Genomic DNA, 21,926 nt, shown 5'->3' on the forward strand with positions numbered 1-21,926 from the left:
TGACCCTAATCTGAAAATATTTCGATATTCAGTATTGACGTAGTGTTATCAACCTGCCAGTGCAGCGGCACCGCTCACGATCTCAGTCAGCTCGGTGGTGATGGCGGCCTGACGGGCGCGGTTGTAAGAGATCTTCAGTGTACGCAGCAGTTCCTGGGCGTTTTCAGTGGCTTTGTCCATAGCGGTCATACGAGCGCCATGCTCAGAAGCGTGAGAGTCCAGTACCGCTTTGAAGAACTGGGTGTTCAGGATTTTCGGCATCAGTTCAGCGATCAGTACTTCTTTCTGTGGTTCAAAGATGAAATCCGCTTTCAGGTTGTTGTCTTCTTTGCTTTCCACTTTCGCGATAGGCAGGAACTGTTCAGAAACATATACCTGGGTAGCAGCGTTTTTGAATTCGCTGTAGATGATTTCCACCGCGTCGTAAGTACCGTCGATAAAACCATTCAGTGCTACAGAAGCCGCTTCTTTCACGTTTTCGAAAGTGAGGCTGCCGAACAGCTGCCAGTACTTGTCGATTACTTTATAACCATTCTGGGCGAAGTGCTCGTATCCTTTTTTGCCGATAGGCAGTATTTCCACTCTGCCCTGCTCAAACTGTTCCTGGTATTTCTCGCGGATAACACGTTTGGCAGTTTTGATCAGGTTGGAGTTGAAGGCGCCGCACAGACCTCTGTCTGAAGTGATCACCACAATCAGTACTTTTTCAACCTCACGTTGTGCAGCCAGGGGAGTGGCGATATTGCCTTCGCTGTTGGAAACAATATTCTGCAGCATCTCCTGGAGTTTCAAGGCGTAAGGACGCATCAGTAAAATAGCATCCTGTGCACGTCTTAATTTCGCAGCACTCACCATTTTCATGGCTTTTGTGATCTGCTGACCAGATTGAATAGATTTGATTCGGTTACGAACTTCTTTAAGCTGTCCGGACATATATTTTAATCAATTACGGAATGACAAATTACTTTGACGATCATGCATCCAGGCAGTTGATTTCCTGAATTTGGCTGCAAAGGTAAGCAATGAAGGTATAATTTGAAAATCCATCGGGAAGATAATTAGACCTTTCTTTTAAATGCTAACTATCAACCTTATATAAATACTAAAATAATTAAATAATAAAATTATAACGTGATCGTGGTGCCCAGTACCTGGAGAAACGCAGCGATCCATTGCGGGTGGGCCGGCCATGCCGGTGCCGTCACCAGTTTACCGTCAACGACTGCTTCTGTAACATTAACAGACACATAAGTGCCGCCGGACGCAGTTACTTCGGGCGCTACAGCAGGGTAAGCGGTCAGTTTTTTACCCCGTACCACATCTGCAGCGGTCAGGATCTGGATAGCATGACAAACAGCAGCTACCGGTTTATCTTCTGTAAAGAAATGCCGCACCAGCTCCAGCACGTTTTTATTAAGCCGCAGGTACTCAGGCGCCCTGCCGCCGGCAATCACCAGCGCGTCATAGTCTGCCCCCGACACATCAGCAAAGGAGGCATTGAGCACAAAACCATGACCGGGTTTTTCTGAATAGGTCTGGTCGCCTTCAAAATCGTGGATGGCTGTTTTTATCTTGTCGCCGGCAGCCTTGTCGGGACATACCGCATGCACCTCGTGCCCAATCATTTGCAGCATCTGAAAAGGTACCATGGTTTCATAGTCTTCCGCAAAATCTCCTGTCAGCAATAAAATCTTCTTCTGTGCCATATAGTGATGTTTTTTAAGTCCTTCAATATACACAAAATAACGGGATAAACGCAGACGCTCCGGACGTTTTGCCCGGAGCGTCTGTTAAGAAATCATGAAGTGGTAAGGCGATCAGTAACCCGGATTCTGCGGGAACGGCGTAGACGACCTGTCGATCTGCTCCTGCGGGATAGGCCGCAGCAGATGATGGGGGTCTATATTGGCCGATGCTTCCGGATTGTGCTTACGTACTCTCTCCAGGAGCTTACCGGTCCGTTTCAGGTCAAACCAGGCCAGCTGCTCTCCAACCAGCTCCCTGCCTCTTTCGTCCAGCAGGAAGTCGATATTGATATCGCCGGCTTTGATTTTCATCGCCTCCTGGTTCGCCTGCGTTTCAGCTGGTGTAGTACCCTGACGGGCAGCTCTGACCCGCACTACGTTCACCATATCAGCGGCACCTTGTGCATTCCCCAGTTTATAGAGCGCTTCGGCAGCAATCAGGTAGGTCTCAGCCAACCGGAAGGCAATAAAGGGCCTTACACCGGAAGCCTGGTTATCGGGGCGCAGGGCGTCTGCGAATTTGTTCAGGGACGGATACAGCTTTTCGGTATACTTATCAGAACCCACCAGCAGATAGTGTTTGCTGGCCACTTCCGCCGGCGTAACCGGGCGGCCTGGCATATATACGGCCGTGTCACCCAGATTCATCACCCAGGGAGTGGTAACAGGTTTGTTCACAAACCAAACGGTAGTGAACCATTTCTGATAACGGGTATCATACACCCGCTCCTTGTAAAGCGTATCGATCAGGTAGGCGGTAGGACGGAAACGTTTCCACGGCGTACCGTTAGGCAGGTCACGCTGCATACCGTTCAGCACATCGTACTGCATGAGGAAAAAGCGGCAGGCATTGTTGTCGGGCGACGCATACAGCGGGTCAGTGGTGTACTGTGCCGCGAAGATGGTTTCTGTATTGTTTTCGTTGCCCTGTGCCCATACTTTTCCGGGATCGTCCAATAACTTCAGGCCATAATTTTTGATGACGCCTTCTGCGTATTTATCTGCATTGGCATAATCGTCCGGCTTCGCATCAGGCGAAGTGGCGCGGGTGAGATACACCCTGGCCAGCAGGTGTTCTGCCGCCGGTTTGGTAGCGCGGCCCCAGTCGCTCTGCGTTGGCGGCAGGTATTGCGCGGCCTTCGTCAGATCGTCAATGATGGCATCGTATACTTTAGCGGTACTGTCGCGGGTAGCGGCTGTATTGATCTCTTTATTTTCGTGTAGCCGTAAGGGTATGTTACCAAAAGTCTGCATCAGCAGGAAGTGATAATGTGCCCGGCAAAACAAGGCTTCACCCACCCCTTTGAACTTAGCGGCAGAATCGAGGCCGCTTACCTTATCTGCGCGGTCTACCACCACGTTACAGTTGTTGATGGACTGGTACAGGCCATTCCACAATTCCCTCACGTGATCGTAGCGGGCGTCCAGCTGGGAAGTGTACTGGTTGGCAAATTTAAAGTTTCCGTCAGAGCCGTTGGTGTAGGTATCTGTTCCTGCAACGGTGAGGGTCATGCCCCTTTCTGTGCTATAAAAGATGCGCATGCCGGCGTAACCTGCGTTGACAGCGGTGGTGAAACCATTCCGCGTATTATAGAAATCATCGGTTGTATTGGTGACTACATCTTCGTCCAGCATTTTGTTACACCCTGTACCGGCGAGTGCTGTTAATGCTATTGCCCACAAAATATTTTTCATGTTGGAATGTTTTTGATTGAAAAAAATTAGAACCGTGCATTCACACCAAACTGCAACATCCAGGTGGCGGGTGCGTCAATACCAATTACGTTCACGTCTTCAGGATCTACTCCCTTGTATTTCTGTCTGTAAGGCGCCAGGATGAGTGGTTGTTTTACACTCACATTAAAGCGCAGGTCCTGCATCTGCATACGTTTCACGGTAGCTTCCGGCAACGCATAAGAGAGGGAGATGTTCCTGATTTTAAAGAAAGAACCATCAAAATAGCTGAGGGACTGGTAATTGACCGGACGCTCCTGGTTGGCATTGGGCCGTGGGAAATCGTTGGTCGGATTAGTAGGTGTCCAGTAGTTGATGTTCAGGTTATTGAAACGGCCGAACAATGTGTTGGTATTTTGATAGAAATCGCTTTTGATCATACCGCCTACACGGGCAAAGGCTACTACAGACAATTCAAAGTTTTTATAGGAAAGCCGTTGGGTCATACCGGCAGTCCAGTCGGGCTGCGGTGTACCGAGTATTTTACGATCGCTGGCATCGATTTTTTTATCGCCATTGGTGTCTTCCACTTTGATTTCACCTGGTTTGGGTTTATAGAGCAGCCCATCGGTTTTATCGTTGGTTTGCCAGATACCGATTTTGTTGTAGTCGTAGTACACGTATGTAGGCTGACCTACAAACCAGCCGTTGCCGATATCTTCTGTCTTACCACCCATCAGTTCCAGGATTTTAGACCGGTTGCGGGAGAAGTTCACGTCCATGCTCCAGTTAAATCCTTTCGGATTGTCGATGATGATGCCGGACAGTGCTACTTCCCAGCCGGTATTGCTGGTGGCGCCTACGTTTTGCAGGACGCTGTTGAAGCCGTTGCTGTAAGGCAGCAGGAAAGGCATGAGCAGGTCTGTGGTTTTCTGTTTATAGAAATCGACCGTACCGGTCAGGCGGTCTTTAAAGAAGCCGAAGTCAAGGCCGGCATCGAAGGAAGTGGTGGTTTCCCAGGTAAGATTGGGGTTACGCAGCATTTGCGGCGTATAACCGAGCACGCCTTTTCCGCCGAACGAGTAGGGAATACGTGCCAGCAAACCCTGTGTAGCATATGGATCTATACCGGTATTGCCTATACGGCCGAAGCTGGCGCGCAGTTTCATATGGCTGATGTTACGGCTGTTTTTGAGGAACTGTTCGTTGCTCATATTCCAGGCGGCGGCCACGGAGGGGAAATAGCCCCACTTATGACCGGGAGCGAAGCGGGAGGAGCCGTCAGCGCGCATTGTCAGCGTCACGAGATAACGGTCATCATATCCGTAGTTGAGGCGTCCCATATAAGACAGGATGGTCCAGGTACCGAGGCTGCTGCCAACGCCGGTAACGTTCATTGCCTGACCGAGGTTGTAGTATTCCTGAGCTTCCACGAGCACGCCGCGTACGTTGGCCGTGGTGCTGTCGCCTCTTTGTCTTTGTACGCTGTACAGACCGGTGAAGCCGATATTATGTTTTTTGTTGAAAGTTTTATTGTAGGTGACTACGTTTTCCACGGTGTATGCAATCGTTTCTCCGCTGGTTTTGGAAGCGGTGGCATCGCCGCCGCCGATCAGGAGATCGAACGTGTTCTTACCCTGGAACAGGCCGTAGTTGTATTGCGAGATATCCGGTCCAACGTTCAGCCTGTACTTAAGGCCGTCGATTATTTCCACTTCGCCATAAAGACTGGTAAAAAGACGGAAACGTTTGCGGTTCTCCGTGCGGGCGCCCGGCACGTAGTCCAGCAACGGGTTGGGCAGGTTACTGTCATTGTTCGGGAAGGTGATCAGGTTGCCGTTATCATCATAGGGAGATGAGATGGGCAGCATACGGATGGCGTTGTTGATGCCATTGTAAGTTTCGCCTTTGCGGTTGCTATAGGAAGCGAGCATGGTGGCGCCTACTTTTACGCGGGAACCGATCATCTGATCGAGGCTGATATTGATATTATAGCGTTCATAGCTTTGCAGTTTCAACACGCCCTGGTCTTTGAAGTAGCCGAGGCCGACCGCATATTTTGTTTTTTCCGTGCCGCCGTTTACGCCGAGGGAGTGGTTGGTTTGGTATCCGGTAGACAGGAGCAGTTTTTGCCAGTCGGTGTTGGTGCCTTTCTGAATGCCTGCATATTCCTGCGGAACAAAGATGGCTCTGTCGGAGGAGTCGCGGTTGTTGTCATTGTACTTACCGATGGTGCGGTAGGCTTCGCGGCGCATTTCGGCGAACTGGGCGCCGTTCATCAGGTCTGTTTGTCCGAGGTTTTTCACCATGCCATAGGAGCCGGAATAGGTCACAATCGGGCGACTGGTTTTACCGCGGGTAGTGGTGATCAGCACTACGCCGTTGGCGCCGCGGGAACCGTAGATAGCCGTTGCAGAGGCATCTTTCAGGATCTCCATGGACTGGATGGTGCCCGGACCGATATCATTCAAACTGCCGGAGTACGGGATACCGTCAATTACATAAAGCGGATCGTTGCCGGCGGAGAGGGAGCGGGTACCGCGGATGCGGACCGTGGGCTCGTCGCCGGGTTTGGCGCTGTTGCTGATGACGTCCACACCAGGCGTACGGCCTTGCAGCGCCTGTTGCGCGTTGGTCACCGGTACTTCCTGGATGGCTTTACTGCTGACAGAAGCGATGGAGCCGGTCACATCTTTTTTCTTTTGTTGACCATAGCCAACAACAACAATTTCTTCCAGTTTTTTCTGGTCTTCCTCCAGGGTGATGCTGATGACGCCGCGTCCGGAGACGGGTTCTTCATGCCGGGTGTAGCCGATGAAGGAAAAAACCAGTACAGCATTGGAGGAATTGGCAACCTGTAATTTAAAGTGTCCATTAGCGTCGGTCTGCGTGCCGGAAGTACCGCCTTTAACAGCTACCGTAACGCCTACCAGGGGAGTCTTATCTTTTGCTACAACATTTCCCTCCACCTGTTTGGATTGTGCTTGAGCAAGCTGATGGCATAGCAGCAGGCATAACGCTGCAAAACATAAGCGTGAAATCCTATTCATAACGTTATCAGTTTTTCAAAAAATGGAATTGGGTACTAACTTATCCAGCCCAAAATAATAATAATTTGCAGAGATGCAAACGATTGCAATTTTAGGAATGCAATTTTTTTGCGGGCCAGGAGGTAAAAGTGGGGGCAGCAAAGGGATTATCGCGGTTTTGGGGACTGGGCAATTTTGACAATATTTTTTAACATCTTTTGGATGAGGCTTTTATACAGAAGTTTTTTTAAGAAGATTTCCGGGAGATGATCAGGTTATTTTTCCGGAGAACATTTTTCTGAAGTTGAATTGAGCTGGTTGACTGGTAGCGTTTTTCGGCAATATGGTTAACTATACTATCGTTAATGGGAAATTATCATCTTTGTAAGCAGGGCATTCAGCGAGATTTCCCAAAAGAAATTCAGGTAAGAGACTGTAATATCTTCAGTAGATCGGCAACTAAAAAGTAAGCGTTTATGGTTGGCTGGCATCTACCTTGGTCAACCCAGCCCTATTATTTTCCGTCTTGAAAAGTTTTTTTCTTTGCAATCGGTTGTAAAAATCATTTTCATTGCCTAATTTGACACCTTCATTCCAGTATAACAAGTTATGAAAAAGACGATTTTACTATGCGGCAGCCTGCTTTTTATGTACGGCAGCCTGTTTGCCCAAAAGGGCCAGTGGCAAACGCTTTTTAATGGCAAAGACCTGAAAGGCTGGAAACAGCTGGGAGGCAAGGCGGTATATAATGTAGAGGACGGACAGATAGTCGGTACAACAGTGACCGGCACCCCCAACTCCTTCCTGGCCACCGATAAGGACTACGGAGATTTCATCCTGGAGCTGGAATTTAAACTGGGCGCTCCTTTTAACTCCGGTATACAATTTCGCAGCCAGAGCCGCGACGACTATCAGAATGGCCGTGTATTTGGCTACCAGATGGAGATAGACCCGTCTGACCGCAAGTGGAGCGGTGGTGTGTACGAAGAAGGCCGGAGAGGCTGGCAATACCCTATGGAGTTGAATCCTGCGGGGCAAAATGCATTCAAACCTACCGACTGGAATAAATACCGTATTGAATGCAGGGGCAATGAAATCCGTACCTGGGTGAACGGCGTTCCTACCGCACATCTGGTGGATACCGCGCTGCCTAAAGGTTTTATCGCATTGCAGGTGCATGGCATCGGCAAAAATGCCGCTGACGAAAACAAACATATTTACTGGAAAAATATCCGGATCATAGACAAACCGGCAGCTTCCCAGTATTCTCCCTATGATAATATCTATGTGGTGAATAATGTGGACAACACTATTTCCGGTCAGCAGAAAAAGAACGGATACCAGCTGCTGTGGGACGGTAAGACCTCCAAAGGCTGGAGAGGCGCTTACAGAAAGGATTTCCCCACTTCCGGCTGGCATATCCAGGACGGCATGCTGACCATTATGCATTCCAACGGGGATGAAGAAGGCAGCGGCGGCGACATCGTCACAGAAAAAGAATACGGCGCCTTTGAAATGGAGTTTATGTTCAAACTCACGCCAGGAGCCAACAGCGGGGTGAAATATTTCGTAAATGAATCATATGAAACCGGTGGAAAATCTGCCATTGGGCTGGAGTACCAGGTACTGGATGATGAAAAACACCCGGACGCCAAGCTGGGACGCGACGGAAACCGTACCCTGGCGTCACTTTACGATCTCATGACAAGAAAACAGGAAAAACGTGCCCTGCTACCTATTGGAGATTGGAACAAAGGTCGTATTATTGTGTATCCAAATAACCACGTAGAGCACTGGCTGAACGGTTTTAAAGTATTGGAATATGAACGGGGCTCCCAAGCCTTCAAAGACCTGGTGGCGATCAGCAAATACAAAAACTGGAAGAATTTTGGGTTATGGCCGGTAGGACACATTCTGTTACAAGACCATGGTAACGAGGTGTCTTTCAAAAGCATTCGAATTAAAGTATTGAAATAAAATATTTTTTATCTTTTTTTTCATTGTTCACTGTTCTAAATAAGCATTCCGATTCTTCGGAATGCTTTTTTGTTGTTGGGATTTGATTAAATTGTTTACTTAATCCATACTCAACATGAAATACGCCTCTTTATTGTTAGTGGGCAGTGTGCTGGCCGCCACCTCCTGCCAGCAGAAAAGTTCCCACAACGGCCAACAAGCCTCGCGGGACTCCCTGCACCAGCTGGTGGAGCGCTATTACGATGGTAATATGGCCCTGCAGCCGCTTCAAGCCACTTTCAACGGTGAAAACAAATACAACGACCAGCTGCCGACAGATATCGGAGCTGCCTTCCGGCAACATGCCGATTCTTTCCTGGCCGCCTACCAGCAGTCCCTCAAAAATATCGACACCACGGGATTGTCCGGCAACGACCGCATCACTTATGACATGCTGGAAAGGGAGCTTTCGCTCAACCGGGAAATGCTTACATACCACGACTACCTGATGCCGGTGCAACAGTTCACCTGCCTGCCTATCACGCTCGCTCAGCTAGGCTCCGGCTCCTCCGCCCAACCTTTCAAAACAAAAAAAGACTACGAAAATTTCATGCATCGGATGGAAGGTTTTTCTGTGTGGGCAGACACCGCCATCTCCAATATGCGCCAAGGCATCGCTACCGGTTATGTATTACCGGAAAAACTGGTGATCAAAACACTGCCGCAACTGAAAGACCTGGCTAAAAAAGATACGGCCAACGTTTTCTACACACCTCTTAAAACACTGCCCGATTCACTGGATGCTGCCGCTAAACAGCAGTTGACAGCCGATTACACGGCAGCCATCGAAAAATACATCCTCCCGGCATACGGAAAGCTGTATACCTTCATGCAAACAGAATATCTGCCCAAAGCCCGCAAAACCAGCGGTATCGGAGGTATTCCTGACGGAAAGAAATATTACGGGTTCCTCGTCAGATACTGGACTTCCACCAACCAGACACCGGATGAAATCTATGCCATCGGCGAACGCGAAGTGGCCCGTATCCGCCAGGAAATGGAAGAAGTAAAAAACAGCACCGGCTTCAAAGGAGATCTGACGGCTTTCTTCGCGGAAGTACGCAACGACAAAAAACTGCGCATTTTCAAAACACCCGGCGCCATCCTCGATTCCTTTAAAGCGATCGAAAACAAAATCATGCCCGGCGTCAGAAAAATGTATGGTCATCTGCCTAAATCCAAATTCGAGATCAGGCAAACAGAAGCCTTCCGCGCTGCATCAGCCTCCGCTGAATACCAGCCCGGCAATCCGGACGGTTCCCGTCCCGGTATCTTCTACGTTCCTATCCTGAATGCAGCTGAATTCCCTTACCCCGGCATGGAAAGCCTCTTCCTGCATGAAGCCATTCCTGGTCACCACTTCCAGTCCTCCCTGCAACAGGAAAACGATTCCCTGCCCAGGTTCCGCCGCTTCAACTGGGTGGGTGCCTTCGGCGAAGGATATGCTCTCTACTGCGAAAGCCTCGGTAAGGAACTGGGACTGTATACCGATCCGTATATGTACTTCGGCCGGCTGACTGATGAAATCCATCGTGCTATTCGTTTAGTCGTAGACGTTGGCATGCATCATAAAGGCTGGACCCGTGAACAGGCCATTAAATATATGATGGACAATGAACCGGTGTCTGAACACGACGCTACTGCGGAAGTAGAGCGTTACATGGTCATCCCCGGCCAGGCACTGTCTTACAAAATAGGAGAGCTCAAAATAAGAGAACTGCGGGAGAAATATACCAAAGCACTGGGCGATAAATTCAGTCTTCCTGCTTTCCATGACGAACTGCTGAAAGATGGCTGCGTGCCGCTTTCCATACTCGAACAGAAAATGACACGGTTCTATGGCCAGTAAGATTTTTTAAGAGGTTTCTTTTGAAAATGATATCACTGCCTGGCTGTTATACGGCCGGGCAGTTTTTATTGATCAAAGGCATAGTCCGGGTTTATTGGTTTGCCTGCGTTTTAGGCAACAGGTATTTGGCGATATCAAAACTGGGCGGGGGTGGGTCTTCTATATAAGCGCTTTCAATAGCTTCGCGGGATGGGTACAGCTTAAACCCTTTCTGCCACACAGGTTTGGAACGGTCTTCTTCTTCCAGGCCCGGAGTAACTTCCAGTTTCAGCTTGTGGAATACGGCAGCGAGGCAGTTTTCCAACCTTGGTGCATTCTGTTCTGCCAGTCCAATCTGCCAGTTGTAGTTATCTGTATCGTCCAGCACTACCGGCACCCAGATGGTTTTGGCGGTAGTGATCTTAAAACTTCTCTCTGTAAAACGCACATCTGCCAGCTGTACCAGATCTTTTTGTACGGCCTCCTCTCCATTGGGCAGCTTCACTATCCCATGGCCATAGATGGACAATTTCTGCTTGATCACCCGCGAACGCACCCACTGCCGGATTTCCGCCACGATGTCATCGATGCTGGTGCCAGAGAACTCAAATTTCTTCGACCGGTTGAGGTTGACAGGTATTAGCAACTGTGCCGCATGCAATATTTCAAGCACTCGGTGGATATCCTCAAAAATCCGTTCGTCGGGAACGCCGATTGTATTGTAATCTTCATAGATATGCTGGTCCGGGTCCCTGTACAGCCATTGTAAGGAATAATCAGCATTGGGGAAATCCACTTTCTTTGTCATATCACAATTTAACTGCTATTCGTTAGCGGTATGAAAATAACGAATATTCAGTTCATTAGCTTTATAGACTAGCAATAAATATAATATATTGTTATCTCCCATAACTTATAGTTATCACCCATATTAATAAATGCCCCCTATTTTTGATAAACCTGTAATTGAGACAAACCAACCACCAACCATTAGTTTGCACATTCCCGGAGGGATAAATTGAATGGAGTATTTACAACAATCCAACTACCTGCCAGTATTGGTCATAGGGGTAGTAGTCGGTTATTTATCGGGCCTTTTAGGCAAAGGCGGCAGCGCTATCAGCACTCCTGCGCTACAGATTTTTGCGGGCGTCAATCCTTTTTTTGCCCTCGCATCGCCCCTACCGGCGTCTATTTCCAGCACACTGTCTGCCACAGCGGTTTATAGCCGTGAAAAGCTGTTCAACAAACGTGTGGTATTATTAGGGGCTGTATTTGGGGTACCTGCCACCGTAGTGGGCTCCTGGTTTAGCAGTTACCTGCCGGGGAAAACACTGATGTTGCTGACAGCACTGTTTATCGTAACACTGGGAGGCTCCCTGCTGTACTCCTACCTCCGCCATAAAGGGTCTTCTGTGGAAACACCGGTCAACAGCGACGACATCAGGGCATCTCAAATTGTGGGCGCAGCTTTGTTCATCGGCTTTTTGTCCGGCCTGCTGGCCAATGCGGGAGGTATTCTGTTCAGCACCTTCTTTATTCGCCGCCTAAAGATGCCGATCAAGCAGGCATTGGCCTGCGCGGTTATTTTGTCTGCGGTGCTTTCCGTTCCCGGCGCCATTACACATTGGTGCCTCGGGCATATTGACTGGAACATCGCGTTGCTGCTGTCGCTCACCGCTTTTCCGGCTTCCTATCTTGGAGCCAAAACAGCAATAAAAATGAAGACTCCCTTACTTGAAAAATTATTCGCGGGCACCCTTGTTATCTTCGGCTTATACGATATATTCTTCACGATCTGGAAATAATATCAGGCATTCAGCTTACGAAGTTTTTCTATCTCTTCCTGCTCATATGGCGGTAAAGAACGCAAAATAAGATCATATGCGTCATGCAGGAAATGCTCCAGCTCAGGGCCAGGCAAAATATCCTCCTGTTGCAGCTGCACCCAGTGGTAACGCGCCAGATGCGGCGCAGGCACAATACCACGTTTGGCTATCAGCTGGTGATATTGATTGGGCGTACATTTGAAAGAAACGCGTTGCGGCGGATCAAGAGAAATCATACAAAACAATTTCTCCCCTACAAAAAAACGCAGTTCGTTATCCCACTTCTTATCAGTGGTAACAGCCGGTAAAGACTGGCAAAAATCAAGGGCATTGTCAAACATAGCGGCAGGTTTAAACATAGTTTATATTCCCGTTCCTGAACGGATACCTCAATTAGAATCTGGCCACAAATAAACATATAAAAATATGTCACATATGTGGAATGGGTTTATGCTGTAAATAGAAATGAAACTGCTATATAAAAATAGCGAATTAATTGGATAAAATAACGCACTTCAAACGTGCAGAAGCAAGGAATTAACCAGATTTTAATAGAAAAACCTACAAACCATACGCCAGGGCTACACGCCCCGGGGCAACGGAGACCTCTATACCCTCCCGGCGTTTGTACAGTTTCTTTCCATGATGGCGTGCTGCCAGCCTTTCGGCCAGCAGCAGTCAACAGATCATTATACAGCCGGATCTGTATATGCGGGGATGGTTTAGTCAACCAACTGGTTCCATATCACCTCATATACATCAGTCGCCTGTAGCTGGTTTTGTTTGAAAGGTTGTTTGTTGATGACCACTGCATGGTTTACCGGGTTTTCCTCCAAACGGCCATGTGAGCCTTTGATCAGCGTGGCATCCAGCGGAATAACGTTCATCAGGTACCGGAACCCGAGCTTTTTCTTCAACAGTTTGGCGGCCGCTTTCAGCTTGATCAGCGGGTCAGCCGGGTTCATAAACATTTCCACCGGATCATATCCCGGTTTACGGTGAATATCCACGATACGCGCAAAATCCGGCGCCTTGTTATCATCCAGCCAGTAATAGTAGGTAAACCAGCTGTTGGCATCCGCCATCAGCACCAGGTCGCCGCTGCGTTCGTGGTGCAGGTGATGCTGTCTTTTGCCTTCACGGTCCAGTACCAGCTGTACGCCAGGCACCTTCTGAACGAGGTCCCGTACTCTTTTATAACAGGAAGGATCATTTACATAAATATGCGCTATCTGGTGGTCAGACACGGCAAAAGCTTTGGACGCACCGGCATCCATCAGTTCCAGGCCTCTTTCCACGCGCACGGCGATCAACCCTTCCTGGCGCAGGATACGGTTGATATGCACCGGGTTATTCACATTGGTAATACCATATTCCGACAACACGATGGGATCGCAGCCCTTCTGCTGGTAGTAAGTGATCAACTGCCGGCATACTCCGTCGATCTCCTGCAGCTCTTTGGCGATGCCGGCAGGGTCCTGCCCGAATTTCTGCAGGCAGTAGTCGAGGTGAGGCAGATAAACGAATGTCAGCGTGGGATCGTGGCGTTTATCGGTCAGGATGGTAGCATCAGCGATCCATTGGGAGGATTTGATATTGGCAGTAGGCCCCCAGTAGTTGAACAACGGGAAAGGCCCCAGTTCCTGCGTCAGGTAATCCCGCAGCTCACCTGGCGAAGTATAGCAGTCAGGGATCTTACGGCCGTCCGACAGGTAGTTGGGACGGGGCGTCAGGGAAAAGTCCACATCAGCGTACATATTGTACCACCAGCACATTTGCGCACAGGTGAAGGAGGGGTCCAGGCGGCGCGCTTTTTCCCATATTTTGGCAGATTCCACCAGTTTGTTGGACTGTTTCCAGAATTTGACCTCACAGTCGGTACGGTCATACCAGCCGTTACCCACAATACCGTGTTCACTTGGCCATTTACCGGTCAGATAGGTACTCTGCACCGAGGTGGTCACAGCAGGCAACATAGGGGCCACGGTGGCCACATGCCTTTGCTGCGCATATGCTTTCAGGAAAGGCATGTGCTCCAGCAGTGCGGAGGATAATCCTACAACGTCCAATACGACTGTTTTTCTCATAGATACAACCTTAAATTCAATTACAAATTACGAATTACGAATTACGAATTGGAAGTTCTGTAACGGGCAGGGCCTTCAGGCCGGTGCGCTGTTGCGTTTTTTAGTTCGTAATAGTGACCCGTAACCGCCAGTTCATTAGTCCTTATTTGCTATTATTTTTTTAATCCAGTTCAATTCCCTCGACACAGACACCGCCATTTCCTCTTTCAGGCCCTGTGGCAGTACGTCCCAGGTATATGTTTCCACTTCCATATGCGCGGTAAAAGGCTGTTGCCGTTGTAATGTCAGCACATCCACAATATCTGACTGCGTGGAATGCAGCACCTCAAACCTGTCGGCAAATACCGGCACGTGGAAATGGGAGCGCCATTCCACTACGTCCGTATTACCGGCATCTTCCAGCGCCTGCGGCAGATCGGGATAACGTACCAGGGAGCCGTCTGTTTTCCGGCCGATCACCTGGTGCAGGTAAACGGGCTCGTTGAACGGACGGAAGGCGTCTATTACTTTTTGCCGTGCCTGCGCCGCTGCGGGCAGGTCTGCCTTCAGGGCCGCGCTGATCTGCAATTTGCCCACTTTAAGGCCGTAAAGCCGCAGCTGTTCCAGTACCTGCTTTGGCACTTCATATTCAAGCGCAAAGTGGCAGACATCATAACAAAGCTGTAAATGGTTTTTGATGATGGACGCCGCTTCCGCTTCGTCCACACGCAGCTTGTCCATGATAAACGGAATGCCCGCCGGCAACAGCGATCCCATGTACCAGCTGATATATTCGTCCGTATTTTCGAGCAGTCCGTCTGGTTCAGGTTCCACATCGAGGTGCATCAACGGGCCGCCGCTACGATGGATGCGTGCCAGCTGTTCCACTACCAGCAACATATTCAGGGTGGCGCTCTCCGTGAAAGAATTTTTTTCTTCCTCACAGCGGTTGCACCAGTATTTGTATGATAAAGGAGACGTAGAGATACCGCCTTCCATACCTTCCGGCAGCAGCGCCGCCAGCAGGCGGAACAGCCGGACGGTATAGGCCACCCTGTCGGCTTGCGTCCAGTCGGGCGTATGTACCTGGTCTTTGACTACGGTATCGTGAAAGCCGCCATAGGGGAAACCGTTCATCGTAAATACGTAACAGTTTTCCTGTTGCAGCCATGCTTTGAAAGCGTTCAGGTTTTCTTCCTTTGTCAGCTCCAGGCTGGCGGTATTGGCCAGGCGCAGACCGATGCCGAAAGGCTGGTCCGGCGCCACCTGTTGTTTGACTGCGGGTATATATTTCCGGAGTTGTGCGAAATGGTCTTCCCATTTTTCTCCGGGATGGATATTGGTGCAATAAGTCAGATGTCCGTATGCTGTTTTCATGACTGTAGTTTTTGGCAGATATCTGCTGCTTTGTACAGCATATCCAGATCTATATGGTGTATCTCCGCGCCTCTTCCGATAGCCCGCAGCAGCGAGATCGTGAGTTGCCCGCCGAGGTGCTCGCGGAACTCTTCCAGTCCTGCGATCACCGGAGATGGTTCGTTGTCCTGCTTTTGCAGCAGCGGATGCCAGATGGGCAGCTGCATGGCTTTCAGCACATGGACAATACGGAGCATCGCCGCTTCGTCGATCCATCCTAACAGGAAGGAATACACGCTATCGAGGGCAATGCCGATAGACACCGCTTCCCCGTGCCGGAGCGAAAAATCGGTCAGCTGTTCCAGCTTATGTGCGCTCCAGTGCCCGAAATCGAGCGGGCGTGCCGAGCCGCTTTCAAACGGATCGCCGCCACCTCCAATGTGCGCCATATGCAGCGCCGCGCAGCGGTATATCAGCTCCTCCATGGCCGGCATATCGCCGCCGGTAAGGGCCTCCGCTTTTTTCTCCATCCATTCAAAGAAAGGAGCGTCGCGGATAAGGGCTACCTTTACCGCTTCCACCATGCCGGAGCGCCAGTCGCGCCCGTCCAGCGTGGTCAGGAAAGTACTGTCGTTGAACACGGCCGCCGGCGGGGCAAAGGAGCCAAGGAAATTTTTCTTGCCCTTATAGTTAATTCCGTTTTTTACGCCCACACCGGAATCATTTTGTGATAATACGGTAGTGGGTATACGAATATGTTTCACGCCACGGTGGGAGATGGCCGCTGCAAAACCGACGAGGTCGAGCAGGGAGCCGCCGCCAATGCCAATCACATAGGAGTGGCGATCGATGCCATGCTGATCGATGGCATCTACCAGGGAAAACAGCTGTGACAAATCATTTTTCACGCTTTCGCCGCCGGTGAGCGTGACTATTTCCGGCGCCAGCCGGAAACCGCGCACCTGCATCAGATAATAAGTGATTTTTTCGGCGAGGCCGGGATGGCTGGCGGCTACGCCTCCATCGAGGACCACCAGCAGTTTTTTCTGGAAAGCCGCTTCAGCTTTGGACTCCAGGAAGGCTGACAAACAGGTATTAGCCGGATCAAATAAATCTCTTGAAAAAAAGACCCTGAACGAAAAGTTAACGTCGAATTGTTGTTGAATGTACTCCATGGCATTGTTCCGCTTGCATCAATCTAAAAAAATTCAATAGCCTTTAAAAGTACATATAAAAATGAGATATTTTCATAAAGAATAAGGCTCCGTGAACGGAGCCTTTTTTGAGGTTCTACCTGTTTGTTGTTATCGGTATGCAATAGAGAAACGGTTCATTACCGGATGTAAAGAAACCCCGTTTACAGGGGGAATTTAACGGTACAAACCATTATTTTAAAAATTGCGTATTTCTACGGAGGGCCTCCCCGGGGGCGCAAAGCCTTACCAGCAGCCCATCATGGTCACATATAGGGATAAACACGGGTGGCACCGGTTTCCGCTCATCCAGCCGCCTATTGCGTATAATACAGGAAATGAAGATATTTACCCTTCGTTGCGGCGGCCTCCGGGCTTGTTGCAGGCCAACAAATTTGTTTGTTTTAGATCGATATCTGGCATATGCCCCCCATGTTGTTAACCCTGTAACACGGATGTTTTTTCATACTTCTCTTGTTGCATTTTTAGGTCTGATTGTTAACAGGAAAGCGCATTAAGCGATGTTAAAAAAATTATTGTTTGCTGTCTGTCTGATTGTAGTGCAGGGTATCTCTGCATGGGCATTCAATACAGCAGCGCAGGACAGCCTTTTCAGGGTACTGCAGCATCAGAAAGCTGATACCGGCCGGGTGAACACCCTGTTTGCCTACGGCATGAGCTATATGCCTGACAGCATGAAGAAAGCTGACGGCATCTTCCGGGAAGCCCTTCGTTTAAGCCGGCAGCTGAACTATCCCAAAGGAGTGGCTGATTTCGCCTGCTACTATATGTACATACAGGATATGACAGGCCGGTATGAAGAATCGTTGTTCATGGTAGACAATGCCGTGAAGATTTACGCCGGTTTGCGGGATACGGCCAACCTGATGCGGGCCCTGAGCTTCAGCGGTAATGAACACCATCAGCTGGGGAATTATACTCGCGCGGCCAGCCGTTACCTGGAAGCGCTTAAGCTGTCCGACGCCGCCAGGGACACGCTTTTCTCCAGCCTGATGAACAACAACCTGGCAGGCATCTTCATCAATTTAAAAGATGGTGCCAAAGCGTTCCAGTATGCGGGGAAGGCTTACCGGCATGCGATTTCCATTGACAATAAACGACGGGCCACTGCCGCGCTGATCAATATGGGATCTTGTATGGTATCCCTGAAACGTTATGCAGAAGGTGAACAGTACTACCGGAAAGCCATCCGCATGGGGCAGGAGCTGGAAGACAGCGCCTTTGTGCTGAAAGCCCACGTGAACCTCGGCAACCTGTATTTCGAGCAGGAAAAGAGACCGGAAGCCTATCAGCAATACACCCGGTCACTGGAACTGTCCCGCAAATTCCCTGAACCTGAACTGCTGACATACATATACCTGGGTTATGGCCGTGAACTGTTTAACCTGAAAAAATATACAGAGGCCTTGTCCTATGTAGAGCAGGCCATTGCCATGGCCCGGCAATACAAAGCCATCAATGAGCTCCGATGGGGCTACCTGGTAGCCTCCAACCTGGAAGCCACGATGGGACACTATCAGCGGGCCTTCACCCTGCGGGAAAAATTTGAAGTGCTCAACGACTCTCTCACCGGCGATGCTGCCCGTAATAATGTAATGCTGCTGGAAATGCAGTACGAGTCTGAGAAAAAAGACCGGCAGCTTACCGCCAAAGAACTGCAACTGGCACGGAAGGACCTCCAGATACAACAAAAAAATATGTGGTTATTCCTCTTCCTCATTGCCGCCGGGCTGTTGCTGGCCACCGCGTTTTTCATCTGGCAGCGGTTAAAGCACCGTACCCACCTGCAGGAGCAGCAGCTGCATACCATGGAGGCGGAGAAAACCGTGCAGGTACTGGAAGCGATGATACAGGGCGAAGAGAAAGAACGCACCCGCCTGTCGAAAGACCTTCATGACGGCGTAGGCGGACTGCTGTCTGCCGTGAAAATGCATTTCGGCGCGCTGAAACATGAGCAGCCGGCGCTGAAAACAGACAGGGACTTCAGCCACGCGATGGGCATGCTGGACGATGCCATCGGCGAAGTACGCAAGACCGCCCACAACCTGATGCCGGAACTGCTGGCCAGAATGGGCCTGGCAGACGCCGTACGTTTCTATTGTCGTAATGTAAGCCACTCCCGGCACCTGACCATTTCGTGTTATGCGCCCGATAACATCGGCCGCTTCAAAGGTAATTTCGAACTGTCCGTTTACCGCATCGTTCAGGAGCTGGTCAACAATATCATCAAACACTCGCAGGCCACCGAAGCACTGGTACAGCTCACCCGGCAAGGCCATCTGCTGAGCATCACTGTAGAAGATAACGGCATCGGGTTCCAGCAAACATGCAACACCGCGCCGGGCATGGGACTGAACGCCCTGCAATCAAGGATCAGGGCGCTGAACGGCAACCTGGAGATCGCAGCCGCACATGGACAAGGAACTACCGCCTATATAGAATTTAATATCGCGATTATGCAACTGGCAGAAATTGGATAGCTGCCCCAATTATTTTTTATGAAGATAAAACTAGCCATCACCGACGATCATCTGTTGGTCATCAATGGGTTAAAAGCCATGCTGGCACCTTATCCGCACATTACGATCGTATATGAAAGCAATGCCGCCACCGCCCTGATGGAAGCATTGCCCGCAGCACAACCGGATGTACTGCTGTTAGACATCCAAATGCCTGATATTGACGGACTGGAATTGTGCAAACAGGTGCATAAAAATCATCCAGAGATCAAAATCATTGCACTGACCAACTTCATGGAATCACATTACATCAAACAGATGCTGCGCAACGGCGCCAGCGGCTACCTGCTGAAAAATACCGATGAAGAAACGCTGGTGGCAGCCATTGAGAAGGTGTACCATGGAGAACAATATCTTGATGCCGGCATCAAACAACAGCTGCTCCATGAAATGCTTACCGGGCAACGATCATCCGGTTACGAGATTCCGCTTACCCGGCGTGAAAAAGAAATACTGAAGCTGATTGCAGAAGAACATTCCAATCAGCAGATCGCAGAGAAGCTGTTTATCAGTCTTCGTACCGTGGAAACACACCGGCTTAACCTCACCCAAAAGCTGGCCGTAAAAAATACCGCCGGACTGGTGAAAGAAGCCATCAAAAGAGGACTCGTAGATTAATTACGAATTATAAATTACGCATTACGAATGAGCGGCTGTTTGTCAGGGGATGCTGATGCGTGACCTGCTCAGGTAACGGCAAATGCTTTGCCCAGCGACATAGAGACGGGCAATAACAACAATACTGCCAAAGCATAACTGAGCGCATCGAAAGCGGCCACCCACGAGGCGTTCATGACGATCAGCGCTACGATCCCGGCCTTCACCGCTTTCCCGATGTTAGGCCCGATGGGATTTTTCCAGGCATTCCGCAGCGGCCTAAAAATCATCCATGCGAACAACAGCAGGAAGGGCAGCACTTTCCAGCCGTTGTGGTGGAAAATGGCCACAGTGCCAATTGTCAGCAACACAATAGCATAACAGACGGCTGTAATCCGGATACTGTTGGCCGTGCCGCCATATACTTCGCCCCGGCTGATATTGGTCACTGCTGCGATATAAAGGATAGGTACCAGTCCTACCCACCACCAGGTGGCCACGGCCCCGGGCACAATACTGATGCCCAGGAGGAGGTTGAGGCCACGGCACAGGCCCATATTAACAGGACCGAGGAAGGCGTGGTGTTTTCCCCATTTATCATATACGAGTGCGGAAACCGCTGTGGCAATGGCGAGCCAGCCGGCGAGGCCATTGATGCCGCCTACCGAAAAGGCCGCCAGGACGCCCACCAGCAACAGGTAGCTCCCCAGGATGATGGCCTGGGTAAGTGAGATGACACCAGTAGGAATAGGCCGTTCCGGCCGTTCTTTGCTGTCCAGCTCCGCGTCAAATACGTCATTGAATACAACGCCGCCGCCGTATAAGCCGGCGGTGGCAAGACACAGGCATACCACCGGAAGTGTCAGGTCCAGTGTCAGTGTTTCAAAGGTCACACTCAGGAAATAGCCGGAAATGGCCACCCCCGCCAGGATATCCGCAATGGCGGTGACAATATTGGCCGGGCGCATCAGGCGCAGGTATCCGATTACTTTGCTAACAATATAACTCACCGAATAACAGGTTTTCATGGTTCATTGCCAGCAGTAACGAAACTGCCAGGCCTTTACCGGATGATGGTTGTATTTTTATTAATTCTGGGCTGCTGGCCTCCGCGTAAAACGGTGCTTCCATTAAATTTCTCACGCTGGTCAATATTTCCGGCTAAATCAAAATCCGCTTCATTTATCTGGCCGCTTTGCGCAAACGCCTTTACAGCATTGATGTAAGTTACCAAATGAATGTCATTCAAGTCAATACCACTTTCGTGCATGAGGGCTGCCGTCTTGGGAACGGCGAGCGGATCGCTGATACCCCAGTCGGCCGCTGAATTGACCATAATCCTCTCGCTACCGTACTGCTTCACTATCTCCACCATTCTCTCATTGCCCATTTTGGTAAAGGGGTAGATGGTAAATGCTGCCCAGAAGCCACGGTCCAGCACTTCCTTCACGGTTTCTTCATTGTTATGGTCTACAATGACCATATGAGGCGCCAGTCCATGTTCAATGGCGATGTCCATGCTGCGCTGTGTGCCTTTTTTCTTATCGCGGTGAGGGGTGTGTATCTGTACCGGCAAACCGGCTTCTTTAGCCAGTTCCAGCTGGGCGCGGTAATATTTTTCTTCGAGCGGTGTCTGGTCATCGAAACCGATTTCCCCTACACCTACCACGCCTTCCTTGTAAATAAACTGCGGCAGTATTTCCATAACAGCTTCTGCCAGCGCTTCATTATTGGCTTCTTTGGAATTGAGTCCGATGGTGCAATAGTGCTTAATGCCGAACTGAGACGCGCGGAACCTTTCCCAGCCGAGGATACTGTTAAAATAATCGCGGAAGGTGTCTACTCCGGTACGGGGCTGTCCCAGCCAGAAAGCGGGCTCAATAAGGGCTACCACGCCTGCGTCGGCCATCGCCTGGTAATCGTCGGTAGTCCGGGAAGTCATGTGTACATGCGGATCAAAGAAGCGCATGCCTTTGATTTTATCGAGATAAGCCGGAGTATACGTTAACGGTTGAAGATCTTTTTCGGTCAGTTCATGAATACCACACATAAT

General features: G+C 49.9%; 16 protein-coding genes. 5 read left to right on the forward strand and 11 right to left on the reverse strand.

The genetic code is table 11. The features are described 5' to 3' along the window. Window positions 1-48: 48 nt before the first annotated feature. The 4 genes from atpG to HGH92_RS08120 form a co-directional block, all read right to left on the reverse strand. On the reverse strand, window positions 49-933 hold the full coding sequence (gene atpG / locus HGH92_RS08105) for an ATP synthase F1 subunit gamma (RefSeq protein ID WP_168870216.1): 885 nt from the start codon (window positions 931-933) through the stop codon (window positions 49-51). A gap of 191 nt (window positions 934-1,124) precedes the next feature. Further along, window positions 1,125-1,706 carry a DJ-1/PfpI family protein gene (locus HGH92_RS08110; protein ID WP_168870217.1) on the reverse strand — a complete coding sequence of 194 codons (582 nt, stop codon included), beginning with the start codon at window positions 1,704-1,706 and terminating at the stop codon, window positions 1,125-1,127. 111 nt (window positions 1,707-1,817) lie between these two features. Beyond that, window positions 1,818-3,440, reverse strand: a complete 1,623-nt coding sequence (locus HGH92_RS08115; protein ID WP_168870218.1) for a RagB/SusD family nutrient uptake outer membrane protein — start codon at window positions 3,438-3,440, stop codon at window positions 1,818-1,820. Between the two features lie 26 nt (window positions 3,441-3,466). Continuing rightward, a complete protein-coding gene (locus HGH92_RS08120) occupies window positions 3,467-6,469 on the reverse strand; it encodes a SusC/RagA family TonB-linked outer membrane protein (protein WP_168870219.1) in 3,003 nt (1,000 codons plus the stop codon). 588 nt (window positions 6,470-7,057) lie between these two features. On the opposite strand from HGH92_RS08120, the gene HGH92_RS08125 reads away from it, so the two are divergent. Continuing rightward, window positions 7,058-8,425, forward strand: a complete 1,368-nt coding sequence (locus HGH92_RS08125) for a DUF1080 domain-containing protein (protein ID WP_168870220.1) — start codon at window positions 7,058-7,060, stop codon at window positions 8,423-8,425. A 115-nt stretch (window positions 8,426-8,540) separates the two neighbouring features. Continuing rightward, entirely contained in the window at window positions 8,541-10,313 is a 1,773-nt protein-coding gene (locus HGH92_RS08130; RefSeq protein WP_168870221.1) for a DUF885 domain-containing protein, read from the forward strand. Window positions 10,314-10,404: 91 nt separating this feature from the next. Here HGH92_RS08130 and HGH92_RS08135 read toward each other — a convergent pair whose 3' ends face one another. Further along, on the reverse strand, window positions 10,405-11,100 hold the full coding sequence (locus tag HGH92_RS08135; RefSeq protein WP_168870222.1) for a hypothetical protein: 696 nt from the start codon (window positions 11,098-11,100) through the stop codon (window positions 10,405-10,407). A gap of 214 nt (window positions 11,101-11,314) precedes the next feature. Here HGH92_RS08135 and HGH92_RS08140 point away from each other — a divergent pair, with 214 nt between their 5' ends. After that, the gene (locus HGH92_RS08140; protein ID WP_168870223.1) at window positions 11,315-12,100 is read left to right on the forward strand and encodes a sulfite exporter TauE/SafE family protein; all 786 of its coding nucleotides are present in this window, start codon (window positions 11,315-11,317) and stop codon (window positions 12,098-12,100) included. 2 nt (window positions 12,101-12,102) lie between these two features. On the opposite strand, the gene HGH92_RS08145 is transcribed toward HGH92_RS08140, so the two are convergent. From HGH92_RS08145 to HGH92_RS08160, 4 genes are all read right to left on the reverse strand, one after another. Continuing rightward, window positions 12,103-12,462, reverse strand: coding sequence for an MmcQ/YjbR family DNA-binding protein (locus HGH92_RS08145; RefSeq protein WP_168870224.1), 360 nt, complete (start codon window positions 12,460-12,462; stop codon window positions 12,103-12,105). A gap of 381 nt (window positions 12,463-12,843) precedes the next feature. Next, complete coding sequence (locus HGH92_RS08150) at window positions 12,844-14,208, reverse strand: alkaline phosphatase family protein (protein WP_168870225.1); 1,365 nt, start codon at window positions 14,206-14,208, stop codon at window positions 12,844-12,846. A gap of 135 nt (window positions 14,209-14,343) precedes the next feature. Then, window positions 14,344-15,564: a metabolite traffic protein EboE gene (gene eboE / locus HGH92_RS08155; RefSeq protein WP_168870226.1), complete on the reverse strand. Its 1,221-nt coding sequence runs from the start codon at window positions 15,562-15,564 to the stop codon at window positions 14,344-14,346. Continuing rightward, window positions 15,561-16,718, reverse strand: coding sequence for a 3-dehydroquinate synthase (locus HGH92_RS08160; RefSeq protein ID WP_168870227.1), 1,158 nt, complete (start codon window positions 16,716-16,718; stop codon window positions 15,561-15,563). The genes eboE and HGH92_RS08160 overlap by 4 nt, the downstream gene beginning before the upstream one ends. A gap of 539 nt (window positions 16,719-17,257) precedes the next feature. Here HGH92_RS08160 and HGH92_RS08165 point away from each other — a divergent pair. Together HGH92_RS08165 and HGH92_RS08170 are read left to right on the forward strand one after the other, a co-directional pair. After that, window positions 17,258-19,237, forward strand: coding sequence for a tetratricopeptide repeat protein (locus tag HGH92_RS08165; protein ID WP_168870228.1), 1,980 nt, complete (start codon window positions 17,258-17,260; stop codon window positions 19,235-19,237). An 18-nt stretch (window positions 19,238-19,255) separates the two neighbouring features. Next, window positions 19,256-19,894: a response regulator gene (locus HGH92_RS08170; RefSeq protein WP_168870229.1), complete on the forward strand. Its 639-nt coding sequence runs from the start codon at window positions 19,256-19,258 to the stop codon at window positions 19,892-19,894. A 68-nt stretch (window positions 19,895-19,962) separates the two neighbouring features. Here the strand turns inward: HGH92_RS08170 and eboC are convergent, their stop codons facing one another. Both eboC and HGH92_RS08180 read right to left on the reverse strand, forming a co-directional pair. After that, the gene (gene eboC / locus HGH92_RS08175; RefSeq protein WP_317166381.1) at window positions 19,963-20,883 is read right to left on the reverse strand and encodes a UbiA-like protein EboC; all 921 of its coding nucleotides are present in this window, start codon (window positions 20,881-20,883) and stop codon (window positions 19,963-19,965) included. Between the two features lie 53 nt (window positions 20,884-20,936). Then, on the reverse strand, window positions 20,937-21,923 hold the full coding sequence (locus tag HGH92_RS08180) for a TatD family hydrolase (protein ID WP_168870230.1): 987 nt from the start codon (window positions 21,921-21,923) through the stop codon (window positions 20,937-20,939). Window positions 21,924-21,926: the final 3 nt, after the last annotated feature.

The organism is Chitinophaga varians, assembly GCF_012641275.1.
Taxonomy (GTDB): Bacteria; Bacteroidota; Bacteroidia; order Chitinophagales; family Chitinophagaceae; genus Chitinophaga; species Chitinophaga varians_A.